The organism is Kaistia algarum (genome assembly GCF_026343945.1).
Taxonomy (GTDB): domain Bacteria; phylum Pseudomonadota; class Alphaproteobacteria; order Rhizobiales; family Kaistiaceae; genus Kaistia; species Kaistia algarum.
Genome location: NZ_JAPKNJ010000002.1, coordinates 745,894 through 766,081, shown reverse-complemented (window position 1 = coordinate 766,081; position 20,188 = coordinate 745,894). Strand labels below are relative to the sequence as shown.

The 20,188-nt window shown below is 63.9% G+C and carries 20 protein-coding genes; 16 read left to right on the top strand and 4 right to left on the bottom strand.

What is annotated here, in order from left to right; genetic code table 11:
• Positions 1–15 precede the first annotated feature (15 nt).
• From OSH05_RS16830 to aat, 5 genes are all read left to right on the top strand, one after another.
• Positions 16–804 carry a DsbA family protein gene (locus tag OSH05_RS16830; RefSeq protein WP_104219311.1) on the top strand — a complete coding sequence of 263 codons (789 nt, stop codon included), beginning with the start codon at positions 16–18 and terminating at the stop codon, positions 802–804.
• 135 nt (positions 805–939) lie between these two features.
• Complete coding sequence (gene aroQ, locus OSH05_RS16825; protein WP_104219216.1) at positions 940–1,377, top strand: type II 3-dehydroquinate dehydratase; 438 nt, start codon at positions 940–942, stop codon at positions 1,375–1,377.
• Between the two features lie 38 nt (positions 1,378–1,415).
• Complete coding sequence (gene accB / locus OSH05_RS16820; protein ID WP_104219215.1) at positions 1,416–1,871, top strand: acetyl-CoA carboxylase biotin carboxyl carrier protein; 456 nt, start codon at positions 1,416–1,418, stop codon at positions 1,869–1,871.
• A gap of 14 nt (positions 1,872–1,885) precedes the next feature.
• A complete protein-coding gene (gene accC / locus OSH05_RS16815) occupies positions 1,886–3,220 on the top strand; it encodes an acetyl-CoA carboxylase biotin carboxylase subunit (protein WP_104219214.1) in 1,335 nt (444 codons plus the stop codon).
• A gap of 153 nt (positions 3,221–3,373) precedes the next feature.
• A complete protein-coding gene (aat, locus tag OSH05_RS16810; RefSeq protein WP_104219213.1) occupies positions 3,374–4,051 on the top strand; it encodes a leucyl/phenylalanyl-tRNA--protein transferase in 678 nt (225 codons plus the stop codon).
• On the opposite strand, the gene OSH05_RS16805 is transcribed toward aat, so the two are convergent.
• Positions 3,988–4,374 (bottom strand): DUF2155 domain-containing protein, encoded by a 387-nt coding sequence (locus tag OSH05_RS16805; protein ID WP_104219212.1) that lies wholly within the window; start codon positions 4,372–4,374, stop codon positions 3,988–3,990. The genes aat and OSH05_RS16805 overlap by 64 nt on opposite strands.
• A 266-nt stretch (positions 4,375–4,640) precedes the next feature.
• On the opposite strand from OSH05_RS16805, the gene OSH05_RS16800 reads away from it, so the two are divergent.
• The 3 genes from OSH05_RS16800 (at position 4,641) to thiD (ending at position 8,782) form a co-directional block, all read left to right on the top strand.
• Positions 4,641–6,959 (top strand): xanthine dehydrogenase family protein molybdopterin-binding subunit, encoded by a 2,319-nt coding sequence (locus tag OSH05_RS16800; RefSeq protein ID WP_104219211.1) that lies wholly within the window; start codon positions 4,641–4,643, stop codon positions 6,957–6,959.
• A 69-nt stretch (positions 6,960–7,028) separates the two neighbouring features.
• On the top strand, positions 7,029–7,967 hold the full coding sequence (locus OSH05_RS16795; protein ID WP_104219210.1) for a DMT family transporter: 939 nt from the start codon (positions 7,029–7,031) through the stop codon (positions 7,965–7,967).
• A gap of 14 nt (positions 7,968–7,981) precedes the next feature.
• Positions 7,982–8,782, top strand: a complete 801-nt coding sequence (thiD, locus tag OSH05_RS16790) for a bifunctional hydroxymethylpyrimidine kinase/phosphomethylpyrimidine kinase (protein WP_104219209.1) — start codon at positions 7,982–7,984, stop codon at positions 8,780–8,782.
• Positions 8,783–8,852: 70 nt separating this feature from the next.
• On the opposite strand, the gene OSH05_RS16785 is transcribed toward thiD, so the two are convergent.
• Positions 8,853–9,701 (bottom strand): fumarylacetoacetate hydrolase family protein, encoded by an 849-nt coding sequence (locus OSH05_RS16785; protein ID WP_104219208.1) that lies wholly within the window; start codon positions 9,699–9,701, stop codon positions 8,853–8,855.
• Positions 9,702–9,897: 196 nt separating this feature from the next.
• Between OSH05_RS16785 and OSH05_RS16780 the strand changes: the two genes are divergently transcribed.
• The 5 genes from OSH05_RS16780 to OSH05_RS16760 all read left to right on the top strand — a co-directional run bounded on the left by OSH05_RS16780 (position 9,898) and on the right by OSH05_RS16760 (position 14,758).
• Positions 9,898–10,491 carry a LysE family translocator gene (locus tag OSH05_RS16780; protein ID WP_104219207.1) on the top strand — a complete coding sequence of 198 codons (594 nt, stop codon included), beginning with the start codon at positions 9,898–9,900 and terminating at the stop codon, positions 10,489–10,491.
• Positions 10,492–10,567: 76 nt separating this feature from the next.
• Complete coding sequence (locus tag OSH05_RS16775) at positions 10,568–11,380, top strand: UDP-2,3-diacylglucosamine diphosphatase (protein ID WP_104219206.1); 813 nt, start codon at positions 10,568–10,570, stop codon at positions 11,378–11,380.
• Positions 11,377–12,408: a glycosyltransferase family 4 protein gene (locus tag OSH05_RS16770; protein WP_104219205.1), complete on the top strand. Its 1,032-nt coding sequence runs from the start codon at positions 11,377–11,379 to the stop codon at positions 12,406–12,408. Before OSH05_RS16775 ends, OSH05_RS16770 begins: the two co-directional genes overlap by 4 nt.
• 47 nt (positions 12,409–12,455) lie before the next feature.
• The gene (locus OSH05_RS16765; RefSeq protein WP_104219204.1) at positions 12,456–13,448 is read left to right on the top strand and encodes a threonine ammonia-lyase; all 993 of its coding nucleotides are present in this window, start codon (positions 12,456–12,458) and stop codon (positions 13,446–13,448) included.
• Positions 13,449–13,573: 125 nt separating this feature from the next.
• Entirely contained in the window at positions 13,574–14,758 is a 1,185-nt protein-coding gene (locus tag OSH05_RS16760; protein ID WP_104219203.1) for an MFS transporter, read from the top strand.
• Here the strand turns inward: OSH05_RS16760 and dgcA are convergent.
• Both dgcA and dgcN read right to left on the bottom strand, forming a co-directional pair.
• Positions 14,727–15,707, bottom strand: coding sequence for an N-acetyl-D-Glu racemase DgcA (dgcA, locus tag OSH05_RS16755; protein ID WP_104219202.1), 981 nt, complete (start codon positions 15,705–15,707; stop codon positions 14,727–14,729). The genes OSH05_RS16760 and dgcA overlap by 32 nt on opposite strands.
• Before the next feature lies 1 nt (position 15,708).
• A complete protein-coding gene (gene dgcN / locus OSH05_RS16750) occupies positions 15,709–16,731 on the bottom strand; it encodes an N-acetyltransferase DgcN (protein ID WP_104219201.1) in 1,023 nt (340 codons plus the stop codon).
• Between the two features lie 121 nt (positions 16,732–16,852).
• Here dgcN and OSH05_RS16745 point away from each other — a divergent pair, with 121 nt between their 5' ends.
• From OSH05_RS16745 to OSH05_RS16735, 3 genes are read left to right on the top strand one after another with little or no spacing between them, the layout of a single operon-like run.
• Entirely contained in the window at positions 16,853–18,016 is a 1,164-nt protein-coding gene (locus OSH05_RS16745) for an MlaE family lipid ABC transporter permease subunit (protein ID WP_104219200.1), read from the top strand.
• A 2-nt stretch (positions 18,017–18,018) separates the two neighbouring features.
• Positions 18,019–18,807: an ABC transporter ATP-binding protein gene (locus OSH05_RS16740; RefSeq protein ID WP_104219199.1), complete on the top strand. Its 789-nt coding sequence runs from the start codon at positions 18,019–18,021 to the stop codon at positions 18,805–18,807.
• A 10-nt stretch (positions 18,808–18,817) separates the two neighbouring features.
• Positions 18,818–20,188 carry an MlaD family protein gene (locus OSH05_RS16735; RefSeq protein ID WP_104219198.1) on the top strand — a complete coding sequence of 457 codons (1,371 nt, stop codon included), beginning with the start codon at positions 18,818–18,820 and terminating at the stop codon, positions 20,186–20,188.

Here is a 20,188-nt window from a genome sequence, read left to right as displayed (position 1 = left end):
AAGGATCTTTCCGACATGCAGAACGGACTTCTCTCGATTGGCAAGAAGGCGGGCCTGGTGCTCGTCGCTGCGACGATGATGCTTGGCCTTGCGGTTCCGGCGATGGCGGCCTCGCCGCTGTTCGACCAGGCGCAGAAGGACGAGATCGGCGCGATCGTCAAAGATTATCTGATGCAGCATCCGGAAGTGATCCGCGACGCGATGCAGGAGCTCGACAAGCGCCAGCAGGCCGCCGCCGCCGAGACGCAGAAATCGAATGTCGCCAAGCAGGCAGACCTGCTCTTCAATTCGAAGCGGCAGGTGGTGCTCGGCAATCCCGATGGGGACGTCACGCTCGTCGAGTTCTTCGACTACAACTGCGGCTACTGCAAGCGCGCTCATGCCGACATGGCGAAGCTGATGGATGAGGACAAGAACCTCCGCGTCGTCCTCAAGGAATTTCCGGTCCTCGGACCTGGATCGGAGGAGGCGGCGCAGGTTGCCGTCATCGTCAACGAGATGGCGCCGGAAAAATACCGCGCCTTCCATGACGAATTGCTGCTGTCCCGGGGCGAGGTGAACGGCGCACGGGCGCTGGCCGTCGCGGGCGATGTCGGTCTCGACACGGCCGCCATCAAGGCGCGCCTCAAGGAGCCGGAGATCGGCGCCACGATCAACGAATCCTACACCCTTGCCCAGTCGCTCGGCATCAACGGAACGCCGTCCTATGTCGTCAAGGACGAGGTCGTTGTCGGCGCCGTCGGCTATGACACGTTGAAGGGTAAAATCGAATCGGTACGCGCTTGCGGGTCGACTTCCTGCTGAGCTGACGGCCTCCGCCCGATCCATGAAGCCCTGCCGGGCAATCGGCGGGGCTTTTCCTTTATCCGCCGACCCCCTATAACCTGCCGACCTCGGCCCCGGCCGCGTTCTGCCGACGAGGCCTGCAAACGGTCATCGATGACGATATCCATTCTGGTACTCAACGGCCCCAACCTGAACATGCTCGGCAAGCGCGAGCCTGGCATCTATGGGGCCAAGACTCTCGCCGAGATCGGCGAGGAAACGACCGCCTTCGGCGCCACGCTGGGCCTTGCGGTCGATTTCCGGCAGTCGAACCATGAAGGCGAGTTGATCGACTGGATCCATGAGGCGCTCGGCCGACATCGCGGCATCGTCATCAACCCCGGCGCCTACACCCACACCTCGGTCGCGTTGCAGGATGCGATTCGGGCCGTCGGGTTGCCGACGGTGGAAGTTCACCTGTCGAACGTCTTCGCGCGCGAGGCGTTTCGGCACCATTCCTACATTTCCCCGGTAGCGCTGGGCGTCATCTGCGGATTTGGTCCGCAGGGTTACGCGCTGGCGCTGCAGGCGCTGAAGCCGGCCGTCCTTTGAAGGGACCGGGCAAGCTTCCGAACGAGAGACAGAAGGGCATGACCAGCAAGAATTCGACCATCGACCAGGAATTGATCCGGCAGCTCGCGATGCTGCTGACGGAAACCGACCTTTCCGAAATCGAAGTCGAGCATGCCGACCTGCGGATCCGCGTCGCCCGTACCATCACCGTGGCCCCGGCCGCCGTCCAGGTTTCGGCCCCGGTCCCCGTCGCAAGCGCCGTCGTCGTCGCTCCGGTTGAGGCCAATCCCGCGAACCATCCGGGTGTCGTGCCCTCGCCGATGGTCGGCACCGCCTACCGCTCGCCCGAGCCCGGCGCCAAATCGTTCATTGAGGTCGGCGACACCGTCCGGGAGGGCCAGACGCTGTTGATCGTCGAGGCGATGAAGACCATGAACCAGATTCCGTCGCCTCGTTCCGGCACGGTCAAGGCGATCATGGTGATCGACGGCCAGCCGGTCGAATATGGCGAACCCCTGTTGATCATCGAATGAGTGCCGCTGGGCCGATGTTCAACAAGATCCTCATCGCCAATCGCGGCGAAATCGCCCTGCGCATCCTGCGCGCCTGCAAGGAACTGGGCATCGAGACGGTCGCCGTCCATTCGACGGCCGATGCCGATGCCATGCATGTCCGCCTCGCCGACGAGAGCGTGTGCATCGGGCCGCCTCCGGCCCGCGACAGCTATCTGAATATCCCGTCGCTGCTCGCAGCGTGCGAGATCACCGGCGCAGACGCGATCCATCCGGGCTATGGCTTTCTGTCCGAGAACGCGCGTTTCGCCGAGATCCTCGAAGCTCACAACATCACCTTCATCGGCCCGAAATCCGAACATATCCGGATCATGGGCGACAAGATCGAAGCGAAGCGCACCGCGCAGCGCCTTGGCATTCCGGTCGTTCCGGGGTCGGACGGGGCGCTGAAGGACGAGGCCGACGCGCTGAAGAACGCGGCGTATATCGGCTATCCGGTTCTGATCAAGGCCTCTGCCGGCGGTGGTGGCCGTGGCATGAAGGTGGCGAAATCGGCGGACGAATTGCCGATCGCCTATTCGACGGCGCGTTCTGAGGCGAAGTCGGCCTTCGGCGACGACGCCGTCTACATGGAAAAATACCTCGAGAAGCCGCGGCATATCGAGATCCAGGTGTTCGGCGACGGCAAGGGCTATGCCGTGCATCTGGGCGAGCGCGACTGTTCGCTCCAGCGTCGGCACCAGAAGGTCTGGGAAGAGGCGGGCTCGCCCGCCCTGAACGCCGGCGAGCGTGAACGCATCGGCGCGATCTGCGCCAAAGCCATCGCCGGTCTTGGCTATTCCGGCGCGGGCACCATCGAGTTCCTCTACGAGAATGGCGAGTTCTATTTCATCGAGATGAACACCCGCTTGCAGGTCGAACATCCGGTGACCGAGGCGGTCACGGGTATCGATCTCGTCAATGAGCAGATCCGCGTTGCCTCGGGCGCAGGACTGTCATTCCGCCAGGAAGACGTGACCTTCGAAGGTCATGCCATTGAATGCCGCATCAACGCCGAGGATCCGCGGACCTTCGCGCCGTCGCCGGGGCTGATCACCTATTACCATCCGCCGGGCGGCCTGGGCGTCCGCGTCGATTCGGGTGTCTATCAGGGCTACAAGATCCCGCCCTATTACGACAGCCTGATCGGCAAGCTGATCGTGCATGGGCGCAACCGCGTCGAATGCATGATGCGGCTGCGCAGGGCGCTCGACGAGTTCGTCGTCGACGGGATCAAGACGACGATCCCGCTGTTCCGCGAACTGGTCGACGATCCCGATATCGCCAATGGCGACTACGACATTCATTGGCTGGAGAAGAAGCTGGCCTGACCTGCCGAAGCCATGCATCGGTGCGGCTTTCGCGGCGCGGCGAACCGTGGCAGACTTGATCGTCCTGTTGGGGCAGGGCGGTTGTCTGTTCGTACGGTGAACCCGATCGGGACGGAAACCTGATCGGAGCCGGTTGCCGGTTAGAATGGGTCGATGACAAGACAGTCCGATTCGGCGCCTCAGATCACGCCGCAGGTGCTGCTGAAGGCCTATGCCTGCGGCATCTTTCCGATGTCGGATTCGGCCAATGATCCGGGGCTTTATTGGATCGAGCCCGAAAGCCGGGGGATATTTCCGCTAGACGCGTTCCACGTGCCGCGTCGTCTGGCGCGAACGATCCGCCAGCAGCCTTTCGAAATCCGCATCGATACGAATTTCGACGGCGTCATCGCGGGCTGCGCGGGCAATTTCGCCTCGACCTATCGCGACAAGACCTGGATCAACGGCCGTATCCGCCAGCTTTACCGGCAGCTCTTCGCGCTCGGCCATTGCCACACCGTCGAGGTCTGGCTGAACGGCGATCTGGTGGGCGGTCTCTATGGCGTGCGGCTGAAGGGCGCCTTCTTCGGTGAAAGCATGTTCAGTCACGCGACCGACGCTTCGAAGGTGGCGCTGGTCTATCTGGTCGCTCGGCTGAAGGCCGGCGGGTTCCGGCTGCTCGATGCCCAGTTCACGACCGAGCATCTGCAGCAGTTCGGCGTCATCGAAATCGATCGCGCCGAATATCACCGCCGCCTTGAGGCAGCTCTGGCGGTCGACGGCGATTTCTACGGCTTGGATGGCTTGGCGACGGTCGACGAAGTCTTGCAGTTCGCCAGCCAGACGTCATAGACGGCGTGGTCGACGGCATGCAGGCCCGGGCTGTCGGCGAACATCCAGCCCGTGAAGATGCGGCGGACCTTGCGCTGCAGCGTAATCTCATCGACCTCGACAAAGGCATCGGTGCGCGGCGGATCGGTTGGCGGGCGCGAATAGCATACGCGTGGCGTAACCTGAAGCGCGCCGAACTGCACCGTCTCGTCCATGTAGACGTCGAAGGTGATGATTCTGCCGGTGATCTTGTCGAGACCGGCGAATTCGGCGATCGGGTTGGTGATCCGCTCGGCATTCGCGGCCGGGATTCCGGCGACCGCGAAAAGGGCAGCGGCGACCATCGCGCGAAGAGAAGGCCGCAGGTACTGACTATTCATGAAGTGAACCGATGGTGGCTGACCGCTGAGTGTCGGCTGCTTAACACGGGATTCCGGCAACGGAAAGGCGACGATCTGGCCAATCTCCGTACGGCGGAGGTTGCCGCCCGTCCGGGCCGCCCCTATCATCGAGCAAAGGACGCGGATTGCGTCCATCCATGATTGGGCGGGGCTCCGGGCTTCCGGCTCGCCACCCTTCCCCCGAGGAGGCGGCCCACGGGCCGAAGGCCATGAACGACATGACCCCGCCGCGTGATTCGGCGCCGCGCAAATTCGGCATGGGCGCCCCTGTCCGCCGCAAGGAGGACCGCGCGCTCATCACCGGCCGCGGCTTCTTCACGGGCGACTATACGCCTCCCGGCACGCTGCACGCCGTCGTCGTCCGCTCCATGATGGCGCACGCGGATATACGCGTCGGCGGCGTCGAAACGGCGAGGGCGGCTCCGGGCGTTCGCTTGGTCCTCACAGGCGCTGATGTGGCCGATTATCAGGGCCCGCCGGCCAAGGCGATCGCGCCTTCCGCCGTGGGGCCCAAGGCCAAGGCGCCGCGCCGGCCACTGCTGGTCGCCGACCGGGTGCGTCATGTCGGCGATCCGATCGCCTTCATCGTCGCCGACACGGTGGACGCAGCGAAGGCGGCGGCCGAACTCATCGATATCGACTATGACACGCTGCCGGCGGTCACCGATTGCCGCGCGGCGCTCGGTCCGGACGCGCCGCTGGTTTGGCCGGATCTCGGCACCAATGTCGCGCTCACCTACAAGCTCGGCAACGTCGCCGCCACCGACGCGGCCTTTGCCCGAGCCGCCAAAATTGTCCGCCTCGATGTGGTCAACCAGCGCCTCGTCGCCAACTACATGGAAACCCGCGGCATCATCGCCGAATATGACGCGGCGACGGATCGCTTCACGCTGACGCTCGGCACGCAGGGCGGCCATTCGATGCGGGATATCATCGCCCGCGACATATTGAAGATCGATCCGAAGAGGATCCGCGTCGTGACGCCCGATGTCGGCGGAGGTTTCGGCACCAAGGCATTCGTCTATCATGAATATCCGCTGGCGGCCTTGGCGGCGAAACAGCTCGGCCAGCCGGTCAAATGGCTGCAGGAGCGCGGCGAGCATTTCCTCTCCGACGCGCATGGAAGGGACAATCTGACCGTCGGCGAGATGGCGCTGGATGCAGATGGCCGCTTTATGGCGCTCCGCGTCGATCTCCTCTCCAATATTGGCGCCTACATGTCGCAGTTCGGCGCGGATATCGCGGCTGGCGGCGTCACCATGTCGACGGGGCTCTACGACATCGCGGCCATGGATGTGACGGTTCGCTGCGTCTACACGACCACCACCCCGACGGACGCCTATCGCGGCGCCGGCCGTCCAGAAGCCGCCTATCTGATTGAGCGTCTTGTCGATCTCTGCGGGCGTGAGACTGGGCTTGGCCCGATCGAGATCCGCAAGCGCAACTTCATCCGCGCCGACCAGCTCCCCTATCTGACGCAGGGTGGGCGGAACTACGACACCGGCGATTTCACCGGCCATCTCGACCGCAACTTGGCGCTCGTCGATTATGACGGCTTCCCGGCGCGCGCCGAGGCTGCGCGGCTTCGCGGCAAGCTGCGCGGCCTCGGCATCGCGACCTATGTCGAGGCCTGCGCCTTTCCGGGCTCCGAGCCGGCGACGGTCAAGCTCAATGCCGATGGCACGGTGACGCTGCTCATCGGCACGCAGACGAACGGTCAGGGCCATGGCACCGCCTATTCACAATTCGTCGCCGCCCATCTCGGTATCGATATCGACAAGGTCGAGGTGATCCAGGGCGATACCGACCGTGTCGCGACCGGCGAGGGCACCGGCGGCTCGCGCTCGATCCCGCTCGGCGCCGTATCGGTCGACCGCGCGTCGCTGACGCTCGCCAGCCAGATCAAGCAGATCGCCTCGGACGAGCTTGAAGTCGGCGTCGAGGATCTGGAACTCGCGGATGGCGGTGTGAGCATCGTCGGCACCGACCGTTCGCTGTCGCTGGCCGAGATCGCGGCCAAGGCCAAGGAGCCGGCGCTGCTGACGGCGGTCGGTGAGTTCGTCCAGGATGAATGCACTTATCCGAACGGTACCCATATCGCCGAGGTCGAGATCGATCCGGAGACTGGCGTCACGACGCTGATCGATTTCTCGATCTGCGACGATTTCGGCGTCACGGTGAACCCGATTCTGCTCGCCGGCCAGCTTCATGGCGGTGTCGCGCAGGGCATCGGCCAGGCGCTGAACGAAGGCACGATTTTCGACGCCGACGGCCAGTTGCTGACCGCTTCGCTGCTCGACTATTGCCTTCCGCGCGCCGACAATTTCCCGAGCTTCCGCCTCGCAACCCACAATGTCCCTTCAGTGACCAATGTCATGGGCATCAAGGGGGCCGGCGAGGCCGGAACGATCGGCGCAACGCCCGCGGTAATGAATGCCGTTGTCGATGCGCTCGCCCGCGCCAAGGGCATCACCCATATCGACATGCCGGCGACGCCCGAACGCATCTGGGCGGCGCTGAACGATTGATCCTCCCGCCATCCGCGGCTGTCCGCCGATGGCCCCCAGAAACGGGTCCGCTCGTGATCCGAAGGTAAAATGGAAACGACTCGAGGCGCGCGGCCGCTGTTCGGCGTGCTGCTCAAGGTGATCTCGACCCTCGCCTTCACTGCGATGGCGACGCAGATCAAGTTCATCTCCGATCGTTATCCGGCGGGGGAGGTTGCCTTCTTCCGCTCGGCCTTCGCACTCATCCCGGTGCTGGCCTGGGTCGGCTGGCGCGGCTTCTTCCCGGCCGTCTTCCTGACGCCGCGCATTGGCGGTCATGTGGTCCGATCGATCGCGGGCGCGACGTCGATGTTCTTCGGCTTCTCGGCGCTCGCGAGGCTGCCGCTCTCCGATGCGACCGCGATCGGTTATGCCTCGCCGCTGATGACCGTCGTGCTGGCCGCGGTGCTGCTGCACGAGCCGGTGCGCGCCTATCGCTGGACGGCGGTGGTCATCGGCTTCGTCGGTGTCCTCGTCATCCTTTCAGATTATGTCGGTCCCGATGTCGGCCCGCACAGGAGCACGCTGGGCGCGATCTTCTCGCTGCTGGCCGCGTTCTTCGGTGCGCTAGCGGCGACGCAGACGCGCCGGCTGACCTGGTCGGAAGAGGCCGGCACGATCGTGGTCTATTTCTCGCTGTTCACGGCGCTTTTCATGCTGGTGACCTTGCCCTTCGGCTGGGTATGGCCGGCGCTGGCCGACTGGCCACTGCTCGTGGGCTGCGGCGTGGCAGGAGGAATCGGGCAGGTGCTGCTGACGCAAAGCTATCGCTACGGTGAAGCCTCGCTTGTCGCGCCGTTTGAATATGTTTCGATGATCTGGGCGATCGCGGTCGGCATATTCCTGTTCTCGAACCTGCCGACCGCCACCATGCTGGTCGGCTCGGCCATCGTCATCGGGTCCGGTATGTTCGTGATCTTTCGCGAGCACCGGCTGGGCGTGCGGCGAAGCCGGGAAGAGGCGTCGAAGACGCCGCCGACCGATATTTGAGGGATTACAGGAACATGACGGCGATCGCTGTGACGATAGCGGGATCGGATTCGGGAGGTGGCGCCGGCATCCAGGCCGATCTGAAGACGTTTTCGGCGCTCGGCGTCTATGGCGCGTCGGTGATCGCTGCGCTGACGGCGCAGAACACGGTCGGCGTCACGGCCATCCACGACGTGCCCGAGGATTTCGTCACCGCGCAGATCGATGCCGTGTTCTCCGATCTCCCCGTCAACGCCGTGAAGATCGGCATGCTGTCCAATCCCGCCGTGATCCGCGCCGTGGCGGCCGGACTCGATCGCTACGGCCAGAAGGCCGTGGTGCTCGATCCGGTGATGGTGGCGACCAGCGGCGACGTCCTGCTGCGCGAGGAGGCGGTGGCGACGCTGATCTCCGATCTCTTTCCGCGTGCTCTGCTGGTCACGCCCAATCTGCGCGAAGCAGCGCGGATCCTGCACGGGGAGACGGCAGAAGACGAGACGTCAATGGAGCGGCAGGCCGACGCGATCTTGGCGCTCGGCGCGCATGCCGTCCTCATCAAGGGCGGGCATGGCGAGGGGCCGGAAGCCTCCGACTTGCTGGCAACGGAGGAGGGCGCGCGCCATTGGTTCCGCGCGCCGCGTATTGACACGGTGAACACACATGGCACCGGCTGCACGCTCTCCTCGGCGATCGCGGCGGGCCTCGCGCGCGGCAAGTCGCTGATCGAGGCGGTAGACTTCGCTAAGGCCTATCTCACGGGCGCCATCGCTGCTTCTGACCGACTGACGATTGGAAAGGGCCACGGGCCGGTGCATCATTTTTACGAGTGGTGGTAGGGGTGGGTGTCGCCGTAACGAAAAAGGCCGGACCACAAAGGTCCGGCCTCCTGATTCAAAGCCTGACGCTTCAGCCCTTGTAGGCGTGGAACGTCTGGGTCTGCTCGCCGAGGCCGGCGATGCCGAGGCGGACGACGTCGCCGTCCTTCAGGAAGACCGGCGGCTTCATGCCCATGCCGACGCCCGGCGGGGTGCCCGTCGTGATGACGTCGCCGGGATCAAGCTGAAGGAACTGGCTGATATAGCTGACGATGTGGGCGACGCCGAAGATCATCGTCTTGGTGTTGCCGGTCTGCACGCGCTTGCCGTTCAGATCGAGGAACATGTCCAGGTTCTGCACGTCGGCGATCTCATCAGGCGTCACCAGCCAGGGGCCGAGCGGACCGAAGGTGGGCGAGCCCTTGCCCTTCATCCACTGGCCGCCGCGCTCCGTCTGGAACGCGCGCTCGGAGACGTCGTCGCAGACGGCGAAGCCGGCGACATAGGAAAGCGCGTCCGCCTCGGAGACATAAAGCGCCGTCTTGCCGATGACGATGGCGAGCTCGACTTCCCAGTCCGTCTTCTGCGAACCCTTGGGGATCGTCACCGGGTCATTCGGTCCGATGATGCAGTTCGGGGTCTTGTTGAAGAGGATCGGCTCCGCCGGGATGGGCGAATTGGTCTCGATCGCATGGTCGACATAGTTGAGGCCGACGGCGATGAAATTGCCGGTCCGGCTGACGACCGGCCCGATGCGCACGCCGGGGTCCACAGCCGGCAGGCTCGCCGGGTCGACCTTGGCGATCTTGTCGATGGCACCGTCCTTGAGCGTTTCCGGGGAGATATCCGAAACGACGCCCGAAAGGTCGCGGATCGTGCCGTCCTTGTCGAGGAGGCCCGGCTTTTCCGCGCCAGCGGCGCCGAAGCGAAGGAGTTTCATTGCTTTTTCTCCGTGTTGGCGGCCGGGATCATGGTCGAGGGTTCCCCACCGCGCAAGTACCCATGAGGGCTTCATTCAGCAATGCAGCTTGGCTTTTTGGGAACAGGCCGATACGACCTTCCGATAAACGTCAGCATCATTGACCTAAATGAAGGGCTATGAAACAAACCTCTCCCTGTGGGGGAGGAGACGGATCATGGAAACGCTTGTCGCGATGTTCGGCTTCGCGCTGATCACGGCGTTCACGCCGGGCCCTAACAACACCATGCTGATGATATCCGGCGCGAATTGGGGCTTGAGGCCATCCATCCCGCATATGCTCGGCATCTCGATCGGCTTCCCCCTGATGGTCTTCGCCGTCGGTATCGGCCTTGGCGGCGTCTTTGTGACTTATCCGATCCTGCACGACGTCTTGAAATATCTCGCCTTCGCCTATCTGCTCTATCTCGCATGGGGCCTGGCCCGCGCCGGACGCCATGACGCCAGCGGCGAGCGCGTCGGCAAGCCGATGAGCTTCGTCGCGGCGGCCCTGTTCCAATGGGTCAATCCCAAGGCCTGGATGATGGCCGTCGGAGCCATGGCGCTCTATGTGCCGGCCGGAGCCGATGTGCTGCGGGCGACGTTGCTTCTGGTCGTCGTGTTCGCGATCACGGCGCTGCCGTCCACCATTGTCTGGTGCCTGTTCGGCACCGGCATTGCGCGTTTTCTGGACAGCGACCGACGCGTCTCGGTCTTCAACGCCGCGATGGCGATTCTGCTGGTTGTATCGATGGTGCCGACGCTCGTCTGAGCGCCTGTCACAAATCTGTAGTTGGCCTCGGCTAAGCGATCTCTAGTCAAAGCGCAGCCAAGGACGAATCAAGATCATGTCGAGCGCCGACGCTCCACGTCATCTGAGGGCATTGTTCCTCTCGGACATTCATCTTGGCACGCGTGGCAGTCAGGCAGATCTTCTGCTCGACTTCCTGAAATGGCACGATGCCGAGACGATTTATTTGGTCGGCGACATTGTCGATGGCTGGCGGCTGAAGAAGAGCTGGTATTGGCCACAGGCCCACAATGACGTGGTCCAGAAACTTCTTCGCAAGGGCCGCAAGGGTGCTCGCCTCGTCTATCTGCCGGGCAATCATGACGAATTCCTGCGCGATTATCTCGGGACGCATCTGGGCGGCGTCGAGGTCGTCGATCGCGTCATCCATGAGACGGCAGACGGTAAGCGTCTGCTGGTGATCCATGGCGATCAGTTCGACGTCGTCGTACGCCATGCCAAATGGCTCGCCCTTCTGGGCGACAATGCCTATGAGTTCGCGCTGGCCCTCAACACGATCGTGAGCCGGGTCCGCCGAAAGCTCGGCTTCGATTATTGGTCGCTCTCCGCCTGGGCCAAGCTCAAGGTCAAGAACGCGGTCAATTTCATCGGAGCCTTCGAGCAGGCCCTGGTGACCGAGGCGCGCCGCGTCGGCGCCGACGGCGTTGTCTGCGGTCATATCCACCATGCCGCGATCCACGACGAGTTTGGCCTGCGCTACGTCAACACCGGCGACTGGGTCGAAAGTTGCACGGCGATCGCCGAACATCATGATGGGCGGCTGGAAATCGTCCACTGGTCTACCATCGCCGCGAACTCGCCCTACGTGGTCGATGACAGCGAAACGGAAATCGACCAGGTCGCCGCATGAGCCGGATCCTGATCGCCAGCGATGCCTGGCATCCCCAGATCAACGGCGTGGTGCGGACGCTGGAGCGCCTCGGCCGCCATCTGCCGGAGCTTGGCTCGACTGCGATCATGCTGACGCCAGACGGGTTCCCCACCATCCCTTGCCCGACCTATCCCGAGATCCGCTTGGCTGTAACGGCGCCGGGCTCGATCGCGCGGAGGCTCGACGCCATCGAGCCGGATCACGTACACATCGCCACGGAAGGGCCGATCGGTTTCGCCGCCCGCCGCTGGTGCATCAAGAGCCATCGCCTCTTCACGACCAGCTATCACACCCGCTTCCCCGAATATCTCGCTGCACGACTGCCCATTCCGGTCGACTGGACCTATAATTTCCTGCGCGATTTCCACAATTCCGGTGCCGGCTGCATGGTGGCGACGCCCTCGATCGAAAAGGAACTGAAGGCGCGCGGCTTTCAGAATCTGATGCGCTGGTCGCGCGGCGTCGATGCCGATATGTTCCGGCCCGGACGCAATCCCGACGCGCTCGATCTGCCGCGTCCCATCTGGCTCTATGTCGGACGCGTCGCGGTCGAGAAGAACATCGATGCCTTCCTCGATCTCGATCTACCGGGCAGCAAGGTCGTCGTCGGCGACGGCCCGGCTCTCGAAGGACTGAAGCGCAGCCATCCCGAAGTGTCCTTTCTGGGCTCCAAGGTCGGTTCGGAACTGGCGGATATCTATTCCGCTTCTGATTGCTTCGTCTTCCCCAGCCGCACCGACACCTTCGGCGTCGTGATGCTCGAAGCGATGGCCTCGGGCTTGCCGGTCGCGGCCTTCCCCGTAGCCGGACCGAGCGATGTCGTTGGCGGAACGGGCGGCGGCGTTCTGGACGAGGATCTGCGCGCCGCCGCCATGAGGGCAATCGAAATCCCGCGCGAAGTCTGCCGGAGCGTGGCGCTGCGCAGCTCCTGGCAATCCGCGACCCGGCAATTCCTCGACAATGTCATCGGGGTCCATGGCTGGGAAATGGCCCGTCGCGTCGCCTGATCGCGATCCGCCTTGCGGGCAGCCGGACTCCTTGCTAGCCCTTCGTCATGACCCCGACCCTTGACGACATCGAAGCCGCCGCCCGGCGCCTTGACGGCATTGCCGTCCGCACGACGCTGCTCTCCAGCCCGGCGCTCGACGCGGTGACGGACGGGCATATCCGCTTGAAATGCGAGACGCTGCAGCGAACCGGCTCGTTCAAGTTCCGCGGCGCATATAATGCCGTCTCCTCGCTGACGCCGGAGCAGGGGCGGAACGGCGTCGTCGCAACTTCCTCCGGCAATCATGCCCAGGGCGTTGCCGCCGCGGCCTCGATCCTCGGCTATCGCTCCACCATCGTCATGCCGGCCGATGCGCCTAAGCTCAAGATCGAGGGAACGCGGCGCCTCGGCGGCGACATCATCCTCTATGACCGTGCGAACGAAGATCGCGACGCGATCGCGGCCAACATCATCGCCAGGACCGGCGGCGTCCTTATCCACCCCTTCAATGATCGAAATGTGATCGCGGGACAGGGTACGGTCGGGCTCGAAATCTCCGCCGATTGCGAGGCAACCGGCTTTTCTGTCGAGGCAGTCCTGGTCCCCTGCAGCGGCGGCGGCTTCTCGTCCGGTGTCAACCTCGCGATGACTGCGCGCGGCACGGGCGCGCGAACCTATGTCGTCGAACCGGCCGGCTTCGACGACTACGGCCGTTCGCTCGCTGCCGGCTCTCCGCAGCGCAACCCCGCGCTATCCGGCTCGATCTGCGATGCGCTGCTGGCGCCGACGCCGGGTGCGATCAGCTTCGAAATCAACAACCGGCTCGGTGCCGGGGCGCTCACTGTGACGGATCGCGAGGTCCTGGAGGCGATGGCGTTCGCGTTTCGAACGTTGAAGCTGGTCGTGGAGCCAGGCGGCGCCGTGGCGCTTGCGGCGCTGCTCTCCGGCCGGTTCGATGCGCGAGGCAGAAATGTCGTGGTCGTCCTCTCCGGCGGCAATGTCGATCCGGCCATGATGATGACGGCGCTCGCTTCCCCTCCGTCTGGACTGGGCGTATAGAAAAAGTCCGCCGCAGCTGCCTTCACCATTGACGCCGCATCGGGCGCCGATGGTTCCCGCCGAGGCTGGCCGTAGTCCTTCCATTCCGTTCCACGAGGCCTTCTGAAGGCTTCGAATGACTCCTGATGCCCGCCGCCCCGCCGACATTTGCTCTTCGAATCTCGATCTTCTACGCCGCATCCTTCGTGATCGGCGGCATAGTCGTGCCTTTTCTGCCGGTCTGGCTCAAATATCGTGGCTTCACGCCCGAACTCATCTCGGCTTGCCTGGCGCTCCCGCTGTTTGCCCGTTTGATCTTCACGCCGATCGGCAGCTGGGTCGCCGATCGCGCACCGAACCGGCGCTTCGCCATCGTCCTCTTTGCCATCCTGGCTCTCGCCTGCTTCGTACCGGCCGTCTTCGTTTCGGGCCCCGTGGCGATCCTGATCCTGACGGGACTTGCCATCAGCGTTACGTCGCTGATCCAGCCGGCGACCGATGCCCTCGCCCTCACAGGATATCGCCGCTTCGGCCTCGACTATGGCACTATGCGCGTGTGGGGCTCGATCAGCTTTGTGGCGGTCAGTCTGGTCGCCGGCGCCATCGTTGGCTGGTTCGGCGAGCCGGTGCTGACGCTGCTGCTGGTGGGTGGCTATGCGATCGCCGCCATCGCAGCCTTCTTCCTGCCGGTCACGCCGCCGATTGAGCGCGCGATGGACGACGCTGCCAAGCCTGCGACGGCGCCCGTCTCTGTCTGGTCGGTCCTGGCGAAGCGAAGCTTCCTCGCGATCCTGATCTCGACCTCGCTGATCCAGGCAAGCCACGGCGTCTTCTACGGCTTCAGCTCGATCCACTGGGCGAGCCTCGGCTTCTCGGGATCCGAGATCGGCGCGCTATGGGCGATCGGAGTGATCGCCGAAGTGCTCATGCTGCGCTTCTCGGGACGCTTCCGTTGGCTCGGCGCCGAGGGCCTCATCATCGTCGGTGCCATCGGCGCCATCGTGCGCTGGACGTTGTATCCGTTCATCACCCATTTTGCCCCGTCGCTCTTGCTGCAAACCCTGCATGGCCTGACCTTCGCGGCCGCTTTCGTCGGCATGCAGATGGGCATTGCGCGGGATGTCGATGAAGAGCGGACGGCCTCGGCCCAGGGCGCCTGCCAGGTGGCAGCGGGCCTGCTGATGGCGCTGACGACGCTCGCCGGGGGGCCGCTCTATGTCCATTTCCAGGGAGGGGCCGTCGGTTTCATGACGATATTCCCCGTGATGGCGCTCGGCGTCCTCTTTTACTATCGCCGCTTCATCCCCAAAGTGCCGGGGAGGGCGGGCTGACCAGGCTGTCCGGATAGTCTAGAGCGAATTCGCGGTCGCGGGCGAGCAGCAAGGGACCGTCGAGATCGACGAAATCTGCGCCCTGGGCGAGAAGAACGGCCGGCGCCATGGCGAGCGACGTTCCGACCATGCAGCCGACCATGACCTTGAGACGGGCCGCGCGCGCCGCGCGCACCAGAGAGAGAGCCTCGGTGAGCCCGCCGGTCTTGTCGAGTTTGATGTTGACCGCGTCGTAGCGTCCGACGAGTTCGGCGAGATCATTCGCTACATGCAGGCTCTCATCGGCGCAAATGGGGATCGGACGCTTCACCTCGCCAAGCCATTCTTCCGCGCCGGCGGGCAGGGGCTGCTCGATCAGTTCGACACCGGCCTTGAGGCACGCCTGCATCGATGCTTCGAAGTTCGCTTCGGACCAGGCCTCGTTGGCATCGACGATCAGGCGCGAAAGCGGCGCCCCGCGCCGCACCGCCGCGATACGTTCAACGTCGCCGTCACCGCCGAGTTTCACCTTCAGCAATTGACGTCCCGAAGCGCGCGCCGCCGCCGCTTCCATGTCAGCCGGTTCGCCAAGGCTCAGGGTGTAGGCTGTCACCAGCGGCACGGGCGTGATGCCGAGCCGCTTGGCCACCGAAATCGAAGAGCGTTTCGCCTCAAGATCCCAAAGCGCGCAATCGAGCGCGTTTCGGGCCGCTCCGGGCGGCATCTCGGCCGCAAGCCCGTCGCGGTCAATGCCCCCGGCTATGGCGTGCTTCTGCGCGCGGATAGCCTCTGCGACACCCTCCACCGTCTCGCCATAGCGCGCATAGGGAACGCATTCGCCGCGTCCCCGATGTTGCCCGTCTGTGATCGTAGCCACGACGACCGTCGCTTCCGTGCGGGCACCGCGGGAAATGACGAAGCGCCCCGCGATCGGCCAGCGTTCGATATCGACGGTGAGGTCGCGATACATGTCAGGCGTCGGTGGTGGGCGGGAAGATTACGGCGATGTGATCGACGATCGGCCCGACTCCGCTGCGAATCGGATCGACGGTGGGCAGGCCAAAGGTCTCCGTCGTGCTGGCGAGCAAGGCGGAAGCCTCCGCGTCGGACAGCGCCGAGGTGTTGATCGCGATGCCGACGCAGGCAATCGCTGGATTGGTCAACCTGCCGCAGGCAATGGTCAGGTCGATCACTTCCTGGATCGAGGGCAGGGGGTGTGCCACGCCGCGCATCTTGGTGCGGGTCGGCTCGTGGCAGACGACGAAGGCGTCCGGCTGCGCGCCATGCAGCAGCCCGAGCGAAACGCCGGCGAAGGAGGGATGGAAGAGCGATCCCTGACCTTCGATGAGATCCCAATGCCCTGGCGCCGCCGCCGGGGAGAGCCATTCGACCGCCCCGGAAATGAAATCTGCCACGACCGCGTCGATGGCGACGCCCCGGCCCGAGATGAAGACGCCGGTCTGCCCGGTAGCGCGGAAATCGGCGTCGAAACCCGCCGCGCGCATGCCTCTCTCCAGAGCCAGCGTCGTATATTTCTTGCCGACGGAGCAATCGGTTCCCACGGTCAGCAGGCGCAAGCCGGGCCGCTTGGTGCCCTTGCCGGTCGCGAAGCGCTCATGGCTGTGGCGGACATCGTGGAGATGAACGCCCTTGTGCTCGGCGGCGGCTCGAATCGACGGATTGTCGGAAAGCCGCGAATGCAGTCCGCTGGCGATGTCGAAGCCGGCGTTGATGGCCTCGACGATCGACGCCACCCAATGATCCGGTAAGACGCCGCCTGCATTGACCGCGCCGACGATCATGGTGCGCACACCCGCCGCCCGGGCTTCGGCCACCGACATGTCGGGAATTCCGGCATCCGCCTTGCAACCGGGAAGGCGCAACTGGCCGAGGCACCATTCCGGGCGCCAGTCCACGATGCCAAGGGCTGTCTTCGCCGCGAGGGAATCTGGAACGTCACCCAAAAACAACAGATAGGGCCTCATAATATCCATCAACGACTTCCTTCCGGCGTAAGGCTTGCTCAGCCCGTCGCGCTCATGCACTACCTTAGCTCGAACCGGGAGATTAGGAGGCACCCGACGGCGCCACAAGGGCCGCCGCGAAACGCTTCCGATGGCTTTGTCCGAATCCGGGGTGGTTGTGTCGGCGACAGATCTGGCAAGTCTCGACTTTGTCGACGCCGACGGGCAACTGCGCATCGTGGCGCGTGGCCGGTGGATGCTTGACGAGGCCAACCACCTCGAGGCGGCTGTCGATGACGCAGTTTCCCGCATCGATGGAAAGGTGACGATCGACCTCGACGAGATCGATCACGTCGATACATCCGGCGCCTGGCTACTGACGCGTCTGGAGCGATCGCTCGAGGCGAAAGGCGTGTCCTACGAGGTCGCCGGCGGCACGCAGAACATCCACCGTCTTTTGGAGGCCGTGCATTCGGCCGAGCGCGAGCCGCCGCCGCGCCGGAAGCACCCCAGTGTCGGCCGGGATCTTCTCGAAGGCGTCGGCCGCGCCATGTACGGATCGGCCAACGATCTGGAGGCGGGACTCAGCATTCTGGGCGGCGTAACGCTGGGCTTCATCAAGGCGCTGGCCCAACCGGCTCGCTTCCGTTTCACCTCGATCATCTATCACATCGACAGGACCGGCCTTCGCGCAGTCCCGATCATCTCGCTGATGTCGCTCCTCATCGGTGCGATCATCGCCCAGCAGAGCGCATTCCAGCTCCGTCCCTTCGGCGCCGAGGTCTATGTCGTCGATCTCGTCGGCGTGCTCGTCCTGCGCGAGCTCGGCGTGCTCTTGACCGCCATTATGATCGCCGGCCGCTCGGGCAGCGCCTTCACGGCCGAAATCGGTTCGATGAAGATGCGCGAGGAGATCGACGCGTTGAGCGTGATCGGCCTCAATCCCACCGAAGTGCTGGTGATGCCTCGTATCCTGGCGTTGATCATCGCCTTGCCGATGCTCACTTTCCTCGCTGACATCGCTGCGCTGATCGGCGGCGGGTTGGTCGCCTGGATCTATGTCGGCCTGCCGCCCTCGGCCTTCATCATGCGCCTGCGGGATGCCGTGGCGCTCAACACGCTGTTCGTGGGGCTGATCAAGGCGCCGTTCATGGCGCTGATCATCGGCATCATCGCAGCAACGGAAGGCTTCCGCGTGCAGGGCAGCGCCGAATCGCTCGGCGCGCGCACCACCTCGTCGGTCGTGAAGGCGATCTTCATGGTCATCGTGGTCGACGGTGTCTTCGCCATCTATTTCAGCGCCGTGAGTTATTGATCATGGCTGTCCGGCGAGGCGAAGCCCCCCCCGAGAGAGAAGTAGTGATCAGCGGTCGAGGCATAACCGTTGGCTTCGACGATCATCTCATTCTCGAGAACCTCGACATCAACGTCTACCGCGGCGAAATCCTTGGCATTGTCGGCGCGTCCGGAACCGGCAAGTCGGTACTGCTGCGCACGATACTCGGCCTGCAGCCCAAGACGAGCGGATCGGTCGAAATCCTAGGTACGCCCTATGACGAGGCCGACACGAAGACGCGCACGATGATCGACCAGCGGCTCGGCGTGCTCTTCCAGCAGGGCGCGTTATTCTCCTCGCTCACCGTATTGCAGAACGTCGAGTTTCCGCTCCGTGAGCACATGGATCTATCGCCGCGCCTGATGGAGGAACTCGCCCGGCTGAAGATCGAGCTGGTCGGCCTCGCGCCGGACGCGGCCGAGAAGCTGCCTTCGGAACTCTCGGGCGGCATGATCAAGCGCGCCAGCCTCGCGCGGGCGCTATCGATGGATCCCGACATCGTCTTTCTCGACGAGCCGACATCGGGGCTCGACCCAATCGGCGCGGCCGAATTCGACGAACTGATCGCGACGCTGCGCGACACTTTGGGGCTGACCGTGTTCATGGTAACCCATGATCTCGACAGTCTTTACACGGTTTGCGACCGAATCGCCGTGCTGGGCGACCGCCATGTCCTGATCGAGGGCACGGTGGCGGACATGCTGGCCTTCGATCATCCTTGGGTTCAACAATATTTCCGCGGCGTCAGAGCGCGCCGCCTGGAGGCTTAGTCGGGTCGGCATGGAAACGCGTGCGAACTATGCGACGATCGGTATCTTCACCCTTGGCGTGATCATTGCCTGCTTCGCATTCGTCTATTGGCTGGCCCGCTATGACGAAAGCGGCGCGCGCAAGCCCATGCGCATCCTCATTCCCGGCTCTGTGACGGGGCTCGCCACCGGCAGTCAGGTGCTGTTCAACGGCATCCGCATCGGCGATGTGACGCGCCTTCGGATCAATGCCCAGGACCCGAACGAGGTTGAGGCGATGATCTCCGTGGACCCGTCGCAACCCGTGAAGAAAGATACCAAGGTTTCGATCGGTATCCAGGGTCTGACCGGCGTCGCGTCGATCGAGTTCCTCGGCGGTTCGCCCAGCGAGCCCAGCATTTTCGATCAGGAAGGTATCCCGACCTTGCGGGCGCAGCCCGGCGGGTTGCAGGATCTGATGGCGAGCGCGCAGAACCTGCTCAACAAGGTCAACAGCGCTGCGGACCGCGTGAACGGCATCCTCGATACCGCCGAGCCGACAGTGAAGACGTCGCTCGGCAATATCCAAACCTTCACCGACGCTCTGGCCAAGAACTCGGCAGGTGTGGACGAGTTCATGGGCAATGTCGGCGATCTGTCCAAGAAAATCGGCGCGCTGTCCGGCGATCTCCAGGATCTGGTCGCCAAGGCCGACAAGATCGTCGCCTCGGTCGATCCGCAAAAGGTCTCGGATACGCTGAACCATATCGAGACGATTTCAGGCGAGATCGCGAAATCCTCGGATCAGTTCCCCGAGATCGTCGCCAATGTGAAGACGGTTTCGGGCCAACTGAGCACCGCGCTGACGAGCACGCAGAATATCCTCGACGCGATTCCGGTCGACAAGGTGCAGAGCGCTTTGTCGGACATCGCTACCGTGGCGACCCGCGTTCAGACGGCCACCGTCGATATCGACAAGATGGTCGATAATGCCCGCAGAGCGCTGGCGGATACGCGTGATTTTGTCAGCTTCGTCAACGGCAAGCAGCCGGAGTTCAACACGATTGTTGCGAATTCGGATTCGCTGGTGAAGCGTCTCAACGACGCGTCGGCGAAGATCGATGGCTTGCTGGGCAGTGCGCAGAACATGCTCAACGATCCAAACGGCAAGAGCTTCTTCCAGGAGGCGACTGCCGCCGCGCATTCGATCCGCGTGATTGCCGAGGCGTTCCAGAACCGCGCCGGCCAGATCGCCGACAATCTCGCCAGCTTCACGGGGCCGGGGCTGCGCAATGTCGACGGGCTGGTCAACCAACTGCAGAGAACGACCTCAAAATTCGATCAGACTCTGAATTCGATCCAGAGCAATCCGCAGGGCTTTGTCTTCGGAAATCCGACGGTCAAGGACTACAACCGGAAGTAA